This window comes from Cobetia sp. cqz5-12 (assembly GCF_016495405.1).
In the GTDB taxonomy this organism is placed as follows: domain Bacteria; phylum Pseudomonadota; class Gammaproteobacteria; order Pseudomonadales; family Halomonadaceae; genus Cobetia.
In genome coordinates this window covers 1,347,006-1,360,908 of record NZ_CP044522.1, presented here as the reverse complement: position 1 = coordinate 1,360,908, position 13,903 = coordinate 1,347,006, and the positions used below count along the sequence as shown (strand labels likewise).

The window sequence follows — 13,903 nt, the reverse complement described above, 5'->3', positions numbered from 1 at the left end:
ATCAGGCCTCGGCGAAAATGATTCGACTGATTCGGGTAATGATGCCGCGATAAATCGTCGTCGAGCTGATGGTCACGTCAGCGCCTGATCCCTCGATGCCGACATCCAGATCCATCACCCAGCCACCCTCGCCATCCACCAATCGCGCCCAGGTGGCTTCGCCGTCGTCGTCGGCCATGACTTCCTCGAAACCGGCCCCTGTCAGCACTCCGCTCGAGATGTCAGCCGCGAAGGGTTGGGGCACCTCCAGCGTGGCCAGCGCCACCTGATCGGTGACGGCAGCGCTAGGTGATGGGCGAGTGCCTGAGTACACAACGAAAGATGCCGGCGACTCGCCGGCATCGATAGCGGTGGCAATGGCTGCCAGCCGCGCATTCTTCACTGCTGTCGAGAATTGGATCACGGGCTGTCCTCCAGCTCAGGATGCACGTTGTCAGATACCACCGCGTTCTGCTGCAGGGTGTGATCGAACGCCATCACAAAGAAGGCGCGACGCGGGTCGAGGTCCGTAAGTCGGTATTTGCCATCGGCATCACTCCATGTCTCGCGCACGATGCGGCCAGTGGCGCGCTCATGCACCCGCACCCGCCGGCTGACGGGCTGCGCCTGGATGTCCAGAACGGTGCCTGCAATGACGCCCATGCGCGTCGGATCAGAGACGCCGCCAGTCGGCGTGCCATTGGCACCACTGCCATCGACTTGATCGAGGTGCGACATGCCTTCCCCTGCCGTTGCCTCCACCCTCTGATCGCTCATGCCTCTGCTATCAATCGCGGACGGATTGGGCACCGGCACGGTGGCGGTGGTATACCCTTGGGGTTTGGGGCGAGTTAGTGGGCGCATCGACTGCTTGGGCATCCTTGCCTCTGCCAGCATGCCGAAACGGGCCGTCAGCGCCAGTACCTCACTCTCAGTCAACAGCCGGTCATAGGACGTGAACGCTCCAATAGCGCCAATAAATCCATCACTGCCGGTGTCGGGGTTTGCGCCTATGGCAACTTGCGTGGCCTCAGAGTCGGAATGGCCAAACGCCGCATTGCTCTCTGACAGCACCCCATCCTCATAAATACTGACAACACCATCACCCACCAGCAGCACCAGAAAATGAGATTTTCCATCGAGCTTCAGCCGGTGATTGAGATAGGTATTACGATTTGCCCCAGCCCCCACCTCATAGAAGGTATAGAGGCGAGCAGACACATCAATGCGCCACGAATAGTAGTTACTGGCCACATCCTCGCCAGGGCTGCCCAGCGTGACCAAGTTGGAAAAGTTGTCGTGACCGATAGAATCCATGCGATAGAGCATGGCAATGGTGTGGTTTTTGGTCTTGATCATGGCGGGGCTACTGTCACTTCGCAGCATGGCCTCACCATCAAACGCCATGGCAGGCACGCCGCCTAGAGTGGTAGGTGTTGCCCCGATGATCTCAGCATCAATGCCCCCGACCTGATCGACCACCTTGCCTCCGGCCACGATGCTCATGTCATACGCCGCGATCTCCCCGCCAATCCCACCGACTGCCCAGCTAGGGCGGAAGTCACGTACCGCAAGACTCATCGCTGCCTGGTCTTGCTCGGGCCTGGTCAACGCCTGGTCATACCCTCGAACATCGACCACGCGCAGGTCAGCCGCAGTGGCCTGAGAGATGGTCAGCGTTTCGAGTGGCATGGCAGCCGCCGGCCTCTCGATGCCTTCTCGCCCATCCAGTGCCACGCCGATACTTGCCCCGTCATGCGTGATAAAAACGGTGTGATAGTAGCCAGGATAAAAGCCCTGGGCCTGCACGCGCTCGCCGGATACGACAAGCCAGAGGCCATCAGCATCTGTCTCTAGCACGATGCCGCTGTCACCCAGGACAAGGCTAGTGCCGCCCCCTGCTGACAGCATCCAGACCTCGAGCGTCCAGGGTGCCACCAGCCCCATCGGAAATGAGGCGCTAGCACCAGGCACGGCCAGATCAAGCTCTTTGGTCGCCTCGAGCATCTGGCTCGGCGTCCAGTCACCCAGCGCCTGCTGAGCGGTAGAGTCGCCCAGCTCATCCACTAGATCACCCTCTAGCGGGTAATGGTGTGTGAGTGCCATTTATACCTCCTGCCAGCGATCAAGCCGCCAGGCCATCAACGTCTCCTTGCCGGCATTCCCGCGACTGGCCGCCAGGCGAAACATGACGGGCACATCATCCATCTGGGGCAGATTGTCCACCACCGCTTTGTCGTACCCTGCCCCCGTGTGAAGCGGTTGCAGCATCCCTGGCATCGAGCCGCGCACGCCGCCTGACTCAATGACCAGCATCTCGCCCTGCGCCACATAGAAGCCATTATCCTGCGGATTCGGGTAACTGATCAGGCTACCGATGCGATCCCCGACACCCTCCAGCGTCCAGCCCACCGCACCAGGCAGCTGATGCCAGGCACGCGCGATACTCATCTCGACAGTCGAGCCAAAGTAGGGAAGCGCACTATACGTCTCGTAAGTGTCTGAGGTTGAGGACCATGTGCCATCCTGCAGCCCCGCGACCACACAATGATATGCATCGCCTGGGCGTACCGTCTTAATGTCACCCCAGACAAACACCCCGTGCTTGCCCTGGCCGCCATAGCGGTTGAGATAGAACATCGTCAGACCATCCCCCAACAATGCCCAGTCTCGCGTCGTCTCCTTTGCCGAATAGGGCCATTGCCGTGACGCGGCCACGGTATACGTGTCGATGTCGATCATCTCTTCAATGAGACTGACACGCGCCTGGCGGCCACTGTTACTGCTATGCCCTCCCCAGGTGCCATTCTCCACCATCAGCATCACCTCGCTGGCACGCTCGCTGGTACGCGTGAACACAGCACGATGATTGTCAGCATCCTCTGCTGCGATCTCCCAGCCGCCCACGGGTGCCGTCTTGATCTCGATCAGATCGCCGGTCGCCTCATTGGCAGCGGGCGCGGTATCGAGCGCGAAGCGCACCCAGTCGCTGCCGATAGCGGTCACTCGATGCTCGCCATTGTAGCCAGCCTGATCTGCCCCGCTGATGGCGATTACCTGCCATTTGAGATAGCCATGACCACTGCCCACGCTCGCGGTGGCTTGCTGGGTAGCGCTGTCATACGTCAGCGAGGCAATGGGCTTGGTGTTGAAGCCGGTCACGAGGCAGGCTTTCAGCAGCTCGATCAGCGCACCATATTGGTCGCCATTCTCGGGGCTGCCGCCCATGTCACTGCTGAGCCACTTCACCGGAAAATCGGCCATCTTGAACGTCTCCAGAAACAAGGCCGCCCAGCGAGTGGCTGGGCGGTTGAGGGATAGAGGGTTGCGCCTGCCGGTGGCGGTCAGGCGTTGGCGTTGCCACGGATCTGCAGGCGGAAAGAATCTTGCTGGCCGCTGGCCGGCCCCTGCAGGATCACGCGCGCCAGCCACATCGGGAAGCTCGCGCCGATGGTCGAGAAGCGGATCACGTTGCCATTCACCCAGCCGGCCCCGAAGCCGCCCGCCTTGAGGGTCCAGTAGGGCACGCCGTGATTGGGATTGGTGGGGGCGGTGTCTTCATTGATATTGCCCACGCCAATCTCACCTACAGTGCGACCGATGATGCGGAACGTGCTCGAGCCGGTGAAGATCAGCGCCCAGTCTTCGGTGATGGCCCCACGGTTGGTGATGATGGGCGGATAGGTGGTCACGTTGTACTCGGCCAGGGTGCCGTCTGCGCCGTCGTTATCATCCTTGCTCCAGTCCCGGTCCCAGCTGGCGAGGTCGAAGAAATTGGTGACGCGCGCCTGCAGGTCACCGGCCACCATCGCGGCGCTGACCAGAGTGTCATCTGACGGGTAGTCGTGGCTCAGATTGCCCTTGAGCGTCAGCACGCCTGAGAGGTCCACGTCACCCACCAGCAGCATGTCCTCGACACGGTGAAGGGCGTACCAGGGCTCGGGGTAGGTGGCCGTGTCAGGCGCGGCGAGCTGCACGGTGCCGGCATCGAGGTCTGCACTGTACTGGGTGGCCGGCACCTCCTCGCCGGTGGCGTCCTCCACCACCAGACTGGCCAGACGGGTACGCCCCACATCCAGCGTGGTGCCATCCGCCAGTCCCAAGGGGAATGGCGCTCGGCCAGTGTGGTGCACCACCACCACGCCGCCGGCGCGATAGATGGGCACGCGGCCATCGCTGGGCAGGCGCACGGGGTCGATACCGATCAGCTCAGCCTCGAGTGGCAGCGTGGTCAACACCACAGCATTGAAGCGGGCCGTACTGGGGATGATCTGTGTCGGCCGCCAGATCATGCCGGAATCATCCACCGCAGCGGCGTCATACCAGCTTTCTGACTTCTCGGCGGCTGTCAGGCTGGCATCGGCTACCCGCTTGCCGAAAGTGACGCGCACCACCCCCGTCTCGAAGCTGACCTGCCCTGCCATCTCGCCGCCCTCGATCTCGCCGGAGAGTGCCGCTTGGCCGGTGATCGAGCGGCCGTCGAGCGTCGTGGCCTGGATCAGCAGACCACCCACCTGCAGCGGCGAGCCGGGCGTGCGGAAGAAGGCTTCATCCAGCGTCCAGGTGCCGAAGGTAGACACGAGTGTCTGCACGGTGATGGTGGCGCTGGTACCTGTTGGCCAGTCAGTGATGCGGGCATCGCCGCTGCCATAGTCGATGGTGCCCGCGAGAACGCCGGCCCCGTTGCTGTCCACGCTGCGATAGAGACTGCCCTGGCGATCGATGAAGGTGTCACCCCGGAAGGTGAAGCTGAGCGTGCCGGGCACCACGCTGTCCTGCAGCAGCGGCATCAGGTCTACATCCAGCGGGGCAAGATCCTGAGTGATGGTGTGGGTGGTCGGGGCGGCGCTGTCCAGCTGACTGGTCAGCCACACACTCGAGCCATTCTCGAAATTGTCGCGCTTCTCGTAACTGCCCCACTCACGGTTGATGTTGTCGCCGTCGTCCCACTCCTTGACCTCGCGGACCTTCTCGACCTCGAAGGTGACCGCGCCGGTGGCGTAGTCGATGCTGCCCTCCCAGCCACCATGGAAGCCACCCTGCCCGTCATCGGTAATGGTGTAGGTGACATCAGCCTCGCCGCCGTTCTGCTCGACCGTCTCATAGGTGCCATTGCGCGAGGTGCTGGTCTCATTCTCGGAGCTGGACCAGGTACGCGTGACGGTCCAGGTGAGTGACACACTGCCCGGGCGTACCGGCGCATCGCTGATGGTCAGACTGACCAGTCCTGCCCCATTGGCAGACGGCAGGAATTGCTCGGTGGTCGGGGCGCCGTAGTCGTATTCGATCTCGACCTGAGAGTTGGCATCCGGGAAGGCATCGCCGTTGAAGGCGACATAGGCCTCGCCCGGCTGGGGGTTGCCGTTGCGGTCTGCATAGCCATAGACGATGCGGCCGGTGGCGGCTCCACTCAGAGTGCCCAGACCGTCATCGGTGGCGGTCTTCTGGCTACCACCAGCGATCCAACGCACGGTGACCGAGTTGGGCACCACGCCCGGATGCTCGAGCGCGAAAGTCATCCACGGCTTGTCGATGGTGGCCTGGCCGGCACGGTCTTCGTAATGTACCGGCGTACCCCAGCTGAACAGGATGGCGCTGCCCACATCCGGCATGGCGCTGAGCGTGACGTTGACCGAGCCGCTGGTGTAATCCACCCGACCTGCGCCATTGCCGGTGAGGTCGCCATTGCTGTCCTCATCTCTGAGTTCGTACCACTTGCCCAAACTACGGAAGGCGATCACCACGCTGCCCGGGGCCGGCAGCGGATTCAGGCGATTGACATAGGTGAAGCCGCGATTGTTGAGCTCCACCGCGATCTGGGTGGTGCTGGCGATCTGCGCCACCTCGAAGGATTGGCCGTTGCTGCTGACGGTGATACTCGCCGTGCCGCCCACTTGCACGTCGGTCACTGCCTGCTCGGTGGTGGTGGCCGGTACCAGTGGCGCGTAGGTGCTGGCGACCTGCACGGTGTTGTCACCAAACTCAGCGGGCTGGGCCAGAGTGCTGACGCCATGGTAGCGGGCGGCATTAGTGCTCTGCCCTTCGCGAATCACGGTGTCAGGGTCCACGGTGCCGGGCTTGGGCTGCACGCCATAGACGCGATGACGTAGTGAGGTCGAGATCCCCAGGGTCAGCACGCGGCGCTCGAACGTCTGCACGTTGCTGCCATTCAGATACTCGAAGGTGCGGATCTCGTGATCGATTTCAGTGATACGCACGTACTGCACCTCGCCGGCGAAGTCACCTTGCTCGGTGATCAGCGCCAGCACATCGCCCAGGTCCGGCAATGGGGCCTCGGTCATCTGAAACGCGGTGAGGCTGCGCTGACCGGCGAGCTGATCGCCCAGCAGTGTCATGCGTGAATTGACGCCGGCGGTGACATAGCTTTCCACATGGTCACGCGCGGCCTCCCGCTCATCCGAGGGGGAGCCGGTATCGAACATCACCACGCTGACGTTCGGGTCGGATGGCACCTGATCGATGATCGCGTGAGCGCCGAAATACTGGGCAGTGTTGTCGGTCAACACGCCGGCCCCGACCTTGCGCAGCGAGGTACGCCCCGCCGCGCGATCGAGGTCGGAGATGTCATCGAAGATCTCGTTGCTCGCGCCATCGGTCACGGGACGGCCAGTCAGTCGGCCACCACCATCGGCGTTGTCGGTCATGCGCTCGGACTGCAGGATGCGGATGTCGCCGCTGTGAATCGTGTCGTCGGCCATGTGGCTGGCTCCAGCAGGAAGGTGAGAATCAGGCGGTGATCAGGCGCAGGGTGATGGTGTAGGGGTGATCCGGCCCCTGGCCGCCAGCGGCGAGGCGATAGACCTCGGTGGCCGTGACCGCCTCACCACTGGCACGATCGAACACGCAATCGAAGGTTTGACCATCGCCCCAGATGAGCGTCATGGGCGTGCCGTCAGGCCGTGGCGTGGCCGCCAGCTCAGTGAGGGCCAACGCGGTGGCACGGGTTACCCAGGCCCCGTTGCCACTGGCGAGGGTGATGGGGCGCCCTGCCGCCTGCGCGGATTCCTCGATGATGAGTGCCCCGGTCAGCGTGGGCGTCTGCACCTGGCCGACGCTGTGGGACACCAGCTCATCGGTCCACTGGATGTCATCGGGCAGCACAATGCCCTCAAGGGTGATCGCCATGGTGTGTTCTCGTGACTTTCTCGCGATGGAAATGAAACGCCCGCCATCAGCGGCGGGCAGTCGTGCGTGAGGCTTGGGTCAATCGGTCAAGGAAGGCATCGGCCTCGCGCTCGTCCACCCCGTTGAGGGTGACGGTCTCGTTACCGATGTTAAGGTCTACCGCCACGCGGCGCTGGGCCTGCACCGACTGGGTGAGCTGGCTGGTACGGTTCTGGGCGTCACGGTTGTTCTCGCGCTGGGTGACCTCGGCCTCCTGCACGTTGCGCTGACGCTCAGCCTCATCAGCCAAGGCCTGCTGCTTCTCCTGCTCGGACTGGGCGCGGATATCTTCAAGGCGAAGATCATGGGCGCGTTCCGCCAGACGCAGCGACTCCTGCGCCGCGCTGATGGTCTGAGCATCGCCCAATGTCCGGGCGGCGTTGAGCGCCTCCTGAAGCTCAGCCTGTTGCTGCTGATACCGCAACGCCTCCACCTGGGCGCTATCGCCCTGAAGGCTGGCGAGCTCAGAGCGCAGACTGGCCAAGGTGTCACTCACGCTGTCTGACAGCGACTCGACCTGACTGCGCACCGACTGGATGGCGCTTTCGAGGCCGGAAAGATCCGACTCATCGAGCAGGTCGAAGCGGCGTGAGAGATCGTCCATGTCCTGTGAGAGTGCGCTGGCTGGCGCCCGCCCTGCCTCGATCTGATCGGTCAGCGATTCCACGGCGATCTTCTGCTCGAGGAAGGCGATCTCGGTCTGACGTGACGTAGTGGCGAGGTCCGTCATCCAGGCCGTGAAGCCGGTGGAGTCGAGACGGGTGGCGAGGTTATCGCGAAGATCACCGATTTCATGATCCAACTCGCCAATGCGGTCCTGCATGCCCTCGATACCCTCGGCCTGGATATCGATGCCCCAGTCAGTCGCGAAGGCCTGATAGGCGGCGTCACTGAGTGACCGCATCTGCTCTTCTGTCTCGTGCAGGGCATTGCTCATCAGCTGGGCAATGGTCTGGGCACTGCGCGTGACAGAGGCCTCCACCGTCTTGGCCGTGTCGGCAGAGGCCTGCTGCGCCTTGTCTCCCGTGTCCCGGGCTGCCTTGGCCGTGGCTTCCTGCGCCTCGATCCACTGCGCCTTGAGCGTGCGAGCCCCGGTCACACCATCCTTGACCAGCCCATCGAGAACCGCGCCGAAGGCCTTGATGCCCTCGTCAGAGCTGATCTGCTCCTTGGCGCCGACATAGGCACGGCTCAGCTCCTTGGCGGACAGCTCGCCGGTAGAGGCGATCTTGGTGAAGGCATCAATGGCCGAGCGTTCCGCCTCGGTCACACCGGTGCGGATCTCTTCCAGGGTGGTGCCCATATCCTTGGCCAGGCGGGCACCAGCAGACTTCCACTTGGTCGCGAGAGAATCCGCGCCGCTCACGCCGTCATTCACCAGCCCATCGACCTGATCCTTGAGGGCGGCGATCCCCTTGTCAGACTTGATCTTGTCCTGCGCCTTCTCGAAGGCCGTCGCTAGCTGCGCCGCACTCAATTCACCACTGGCCGCCAGCGTGGCGAAAGCATCGAGGGCTTCCTGCTCGCTGTCCGCAATACCACTGGACAGCTCGCCCAGCGAGGTGCCGAGAGAAGTGGCGGCGTTTTCCAGTGCCTTCTGGCGTTTGGCGGCCGCATCCGCTGCCTGCTTGGCGCCCTTCTCTTCCTCCTCGGCCTGCTTCTTGGCGGCAATGGCCGCAGCCTCAGAGGCAGCGGCCTGCTTGGCAGCAGACTTGGCAGCCTTCTGCGCGGCTGAATCGCTGTTGTCGAAGGCGTTGAAGGCATCCTTGGCAGCGGCAGCAGCTTGCTGGGCATAGCGCACTGCATCCGCGTTCAAGTCATTCAAGGTGGCACGGGCAGCCACGGCCCGCGCCTTGGCCTGCGCCACCTGTGCCTCGGATGCCAGCCCCACCATCTCCAGCGCCCTGACCGAGGTAGCCGTCAACTCCAGCACCCAGGTGGAAGCTGCCGCGACCGCAGCAACCAACCCCGCGACAACAGATTGCACACCACGGAAAACCGCCGTGAGGGAGTTGCCGAGGAATTGCCCGGTATCAATGATCGACTGCATGGCACCGCCGATCTGCTCTCGATGCTCAATGAAACTGCGCGCCCACTCTCCGCCGGTGCGAATCACACCCCCGATGGCCGTGGCGAGGTCATCCAGCAGCCCGGGGTTTTCCGCCAGTGCCTGCTCGAAGTCGGCAGACACCTGATTGACCGCCGGTGACAGCTCGCCCATCAGGCGATTGCTCAACCCTTGTAGCCGGCCTTGCAGGCGGGTGATGGCGGCATTGGTCGCTTGCAGATTGGCGATCTGCTCGGAGGACATGATCAGCCCCACCTCGCTGGCCTCTTCCATCAGCGCTCGGAGTTCAGCGGCATTATTGGCAAGCAGTGGCTGCAGGCGTGTGGCATCGTCTGCCAGCGATTCCAGCAGGTTGACCTGAGCTGCCTGGGGCAGATCCTTCATGGCATCGGCCAGGCGCAACATCATCTCGTCTGGCGCCAGCTCGATCAGCTCCTCGGCCTTGATGCCCAGAGCATCGAGGGCGTCCTGCGCCTCACCGCCGCCGTTCTGGTAGGCGTCACCGATCTTGTCGGCAGTGTCCTTGAAGATATTGCCGGTCTTGTCGGCATCGATACCGGCACGCTGAAAGGCGTACTGATAGCCCTGCAGCGCCTGAGTGGAGATACCCAGCGAGCGCGACGTGATATCCAGCTGCTGGGCCATCTCGGCCTGCTGAGCGGTGTAGCGCGTGGCCCAGCCGACGGCCAGCCCTGCCCCTGCCACCGTGGCGGCGGCAGCACCGGCAGCCCACTGTTTGAGTGAGGCACCCGCTTTCTTGAAGCGGCTTTCGCTGCGCTCGGCTGCCTCACCGGATTCGCGGGCGGCCGCGGCGGTCTCACGCAAGCCGGATGCCAGCGAGGTCACGTCGTCTTCCAGCTCACGGGATTGGCGGGCCAGGCGCTGTTCTTCATCGGCCAGGTTATCGATATCCACACCCGCAGCGTGGGCATCCTGCTTTAGGCGCGTCAGCTTCTTGGCCTGAGCCTCATGACCGGCGGTCGCCTTGTCGGCTGCCGCGCGGGCCTTGTTGAGGGCCTTTTCCTGCTGCTTCAGTTCGCGCTCGACCGGCTTGAGCTCGGCAGTCAGCTGGGCCGCACTGGCGCTGGCGCTCTGCCACTCCTCCTTGGCCTCATCCGTCGCTTCACGCTGCTGCTGCAGCTCATCACGCAGACTGCTGAGGCTTTGTGCCTGGGCATCGTAGGCGTCTTTCGCCTGCTCCACGGCACCACTGGCCCGCGACAATGCCTGGCGCTGCTCGTCGGTGGCGTTGGCGCTCCGGCCGATCTCGGACTTGAGGTCACGCACACGCTGTGCGGCATCACGCCATGCCTGACGGGCGGCAGTGGTGGCGGTCTGGGCGCCCTTGTAGCTGGTCTGCAGCTGGGTCAGCGTCTGAGTCTGGGCGACATGCGCCGCCTTGGCGTCGTCCGCCTCTTGAGCAGCCCGCTGTGTCGCCAGCCGCAGCGAATCGGCGCCATTGGCGGAATTCTCATACGCGGCCTGCAAGTCATCGGCCTTGTCCACGGCTTCGCGCATGGCAGTCCCGGCGTCATCCACGACCGCCGCGACCTTGTTGATCTGGGTGACCAGCTTCTGTTGCTGGCCGATGGCCGACATCTCTTCAGACAGGCGCTCGACCTCGGCTGAGGCCTCGCTGCTGTCCTGCCCGAGATTGTCCAGCTCGCTCATCAGCTTGCCGATGTCTTGCAGCCCATCGACCGCGGCCTGAATGCGCAGCTGAATGTCACTTTGATTGGCCATCGTGTCGTGCTCCGGACATGAAAAAGCCCGCCAGATGGCGGGCTAGGTGGTGCAACTCACAGCAGGCAGGCTCAGACCTTGCCCGCCTTCTTCAGTCGATCCAGCTGGCGCACCTCGAGTGTGAGGGCGTCGCCGGCGGCATACTCCTTGCCGCCGTGGCGGTGCGCCTTCCTGAGCTTGACGCTCACCGAGTCGGTGGGCTTTGCCTCAGTGCCAGTCTTGCCCGTAGCAGTCTTGTCGGTCATGGCTCGCTCCCGTTAGCTGTACATGGTGGCGGTGTAGGCGGCGCCCTTGCCCGGCGGCACCACCAGCGAGCCGGACAGCTGCCCGGTGATGAACTCGGTGCCCATCAGTTCGGTGGCCTGATCCGCCGACAGCACGGCTCGGAAGATCTCGACCCGGGTACGCTTGCCGGTGGCCAGGTTGATGCCATCCACCAGGATGTAACGCGGCTTGGAGATCTCGGTGTCCCCCATCACGCGATGGCCGGTGACCGCCTCGGTGTCGTAATCCACGGTGACATCGCCTGCCGCGGAAGCAGTGCGTGCCTTGATCAGGCCGGCACTCAGGTTGATGTCGCAGTCAGCAGTGACATCGGTAGCGTCCTTGGTGACCACGACACTGCCCGCGGCCAGCGAGGAATGCGGCAGCGCCGCCCAGGCCCCTTCCGTCAGGGTCAGCACCTCGCCGGTCACGCTATCAGCTTCGGCATCCGCCAGCTCTGCCGTGCCACCGAGCGTTTCTGCCAGCATGGCGGCCGGCATGGAATCGAACTGGATGGTGACACTGGCCGAATCGCTGGGCAGGTTGACGGCATCCAGCGCCTGGCCGTAGTTGTCCTTCTGGAAGGAAGGGCGGGAAATGCGGTTCACGCTGGTCGGCGTGATGCTCAGGGACGGCACGTTCATCGGGCCATTCAGGGCGCCGAACTTGCCGTCGGCATCCACCTCGGCCATGAAGATGTCGCCAGACATGATCAGGCCTGTGTCTTTGAAGTCAGCCATGAGTTACCTCGTGCGGGTGTAGGTGATGGTCACGGGCAGATAGATGGGAAGAATGCGGCTGCCCAGCTCCGCATCATCCAGTTCGGCTTCACCAGTCGTGATGGCGACCGCCAGCCCATCCAGCAGTACCTGGCTCTCCGGATAGATGGCGTTGTAAAGATCATTGAGCAGCGCATCCTGACCGGCACGCCCATGGGTCTTGAGGTCGAGATAGGCCTCGATCTGAAGGCTGATCGATTCCTTGCGCGTCCCCCGCCCGGCACGGGCCTCCACGTTGCTGGTCAGACGACGGACATGCAGCAGTGGCAGCGGGGTCTCCGAGCGCAGGTTGATCTGGATGGCCTCGGTCTCGATATGCGCGATGTCGGTGGCATGGCCATTGGCCGTCGAGATGGACGCCAGTTGTGCCACGAAGGCATCGATCACGCGGGTGATGGGCGTCATGTGGCTCTCTCCTTGGCGAGGCGAGCGAGGAAGCGTTGCTGGAGGTCGAAGGCGACCTGCTTGCGCAGCTCGCCATTCACCTGATGATTCCAGTGGTTCTTGAGGGTCCAGCCGTTGGCACGGTTGAGGCGACGCTGGCTGCCCTTGCGGTAGCGAACCAGCGGTGTCTTGCTGCCCCCCTTGGGATTGACGAAGCCATAGACCCGCATGCGCTGGCCGCCCTTGCGAATCCAGATACTGGCGCGGGTACCGGCGCCATCCTCCACCTCGGTGCGGTACTGCCAGAACTTGAAGGGCACAGGCGAGCGGCTGAGTGTGAGGCTGGCGCTAGGCTGGTCCTTGCTGGCCTTCTCGACCGTGATGCGCGAGCGCACCGCCGTCGGCCTGACCTTGCCATCGGTGCTGATGTCGTCGATGAGCTGCTTGCGGGTCGCGGATGCCTGCTCATTGATGGCCGAGGTCATCGCGCGGCGAGTGGCCGCGGGTAGCGCTTTGAACTCCGCCAGGCTTTCGGTCAGCCCCTCGATGGCCACGCCATTGGGCAGCCGTGAATTCTTGCCACGCTTGCGCGCCATGCAGCCTCCTGTCAGCGAGGGATGGTGAACAGCTGCACGCTGATGCCGTCATCGCTGCCTTCCACGATGCCTTCGATCTCAAGCGCCAGGCCGGCGATGTGGATCCTGTCGCCGGGCTCTGGCCACGGCCAGCGCAGCTCCGGCTGCAGCACCTCGACCACGTTGCGGGCCTCATTGGCCTGGCCGATGAAGACGTTCTGCCGGTGCAGCCATGCCTGAATGGGATAGGCCTCACCCCTCATCGGCTCATACTCGGCCACCACGCCTTGCAGGCGACGCGCGGCAATCTCGACCATGCTGCGTGCCGGGTCGAGGGATTCGATGATGAACAGCACCCCATCGCGGCGGCGGATGATCTGGCCTGCTGCCAACTCATCGCGGGGCCGCATGCGCACCAGCGTGGAAGATGGGGCGCGGATGCCCGCCTGCTCTTCTCGCCCGGCACTCTTGGGCTCCACGAATTCGGCCCAGACCTCACGCAAGGTGGGCCAGCTGGGCGGGTGCCCGGTGCGACCACCCAGCAGGGTGACGCGATGACGAAGCTGTCCGGCGCGCATAGTCACCTCATGCGAAGTGGTAATGGGTGTAGTGATCGACCAGGGCGCCCACAGCCATGGGAACCTCTGAGGTAATGGTGCCGATGACCACGGCTTCACGGGTCTCGTACCAGTGGCCGATCAGCAGCAGCATCGCGGTGGTGATGTCGTCATCGATGACCAGCGCGTGCTCATCCCCTTCTGCCGGGATGGCGTCGTGGGTTTCATACAGCGTGCGCCCCGTGCGTCCTTCAATGACGCGACGGGCCGCATTGGAATAGGTCTCGAGGAGCTGATCGTCCTCGGAGAAGTCCGGCTCCAGCCGGACGTGCAACTTGATGATGTCCAGCTCGAGCATCGACATGCCTC

At 63.5% G+C, this 13,903-nt stretch carries 12 protein-coding genes; all 12 read right to left on the bottom strand.

Annotation, left to right across the window (positions count from 1 at the left end; all coding sequences use genetic code 11):
• Position 1: 1 nt before the first annotated feature.
• On the bottom strand, positions 2–403 hold the full coding sequence (locus tag F8A90_RS05885) for a hypothetical protein (RefSeq protein WP_200019370.1): 402 nt from the start codon (positions 401–403) through the stop codon (positions 2–4).
• Entirely contained in the window at positions 400–2,085 is a 1,686-nt protein-coding gene (locus F8A90_RS05880) for a LamG-like jellyroll fold domain-containing protein (RefSeq protein WP_200019369.1), read from the bottom strand. Before F8A90_RS05880 ends, F8A90_RS05885 begins: the two co-directional genes overlap by 4 nt.
• Entirely contained in the window at positions 2,086–3,243 is a 1,158-nt protein-coding gene (locus F8A90_RS05875) for a hypothetical protein (RefSeq protein WP_200019368.1), read from the bottom strand. It lies immediately after the preceding gene.
• 80 nt (positions 3,244–3,323) lie between these two features.
• Positions 3,324–6,698: a hypothetical protein gene (locus tag F8A90_RS05870; protein WP_200019367.1), complete on the bottom strand. Its 3,375-nt coding sequence runs from the start codon at positions 6,696–6,698 to the stop codon at positions 3,324–3,326.
• A 28-nt stretch (positions 6,699–6,726) separates the two neighbouring features.
• On the bottom strand, positions 6,727–7,125 hold the full coding sequence (locus tag F8A90_RS05865; protein WP_200019366.1) for a hypothetical protein: 399 nt from the start codon (positions 7,123–7,125) through the stop codon (positions 6,727–6,729).
• 46 nt (positions 7,126–7,171) lie between these two features.
• On the bottom strand, positions 7,172–10,975 hold the full coding sequence (locus F8A90_RS05860) for a hypothetical protein (RefSeq protein ID WP_200019365.1): 3,804 nt from the start codon (positions 10,973–10,975) through the stop codon (positions 7,172–7,174).
• 71 nt (positions 10,976–11,046) lie between these two features.
• Positions 11,047–11,220: a DUF7210 family protein gene (locus F8A90_RS05855; protein WP_200019364.1), complete on the bottom strand. Its 174-nt coding sequence runs from the start codon at positions 11,218–11,220 to the stop codon at positions 11,047–11,049.
• 12 nt (positions 11,221–11,232) lie between these two features.
• On the bottom strand, positions 11,233–11,979 hold the full coding sequence (locus F8A90_RS05850; RefSeq protein WP_200019363.1) for a hypothetical protein: 747 nt from the start codon (positions 11,977–11,979) through the stop codon (positions 11,233–11,235).
• Positions 11,980–11,982: 3 nt separating this feature from the next.
• Complete coding sequence (locus F8A90_RS05845; protein ID WP_200019362.1) at positions 11,983–12,423, bottom strand: hypothetical protein; 441 nt, start codon at positions 12,421–12,423, stop codon at positions 11,983–11,985.
• Positions 12,420–12,998: a hypothetical protein gene (locus F8A90_RS05840; protein ID WP_200019361.1), complete on the bottom strand. Its 579-nt coding sequence runs from the start codon at positions 12,996–12,998 to the stop codon at positions 12,420–12,422. Before F8A90_RS05840 ends, F8A90_RS05845 begins: the two co-directional genes overlap by 4 nt.
• 11 nt (positions 12,999–13,009) lie before the next feature.
• Positions 13,010–13,555 (bottom strand): phage head completion protein, encoded by a 546-nt coding sequence (locus F8A90_RS05835; protein ID WP_200019360.1) that lies wholly within the window; start codon positions 13,553–13,555, stop codon positions 13,010–13,012.
• A 7-nt stretch (positions 13,556–13,562) separates the two neighbouring features.
• Positions 13,563–13,892, bottom strand: coding sequence for a head-tail connector protein (locus F8A90_RS05830; protein WP_054557054.1), 330 nt, complete (start codon positions 13,890–13,892; stop codon positions 13,563–13,565).
• Between the last annotated feature and the right edge of the window lie 11 nt (positions 13,893–13,903).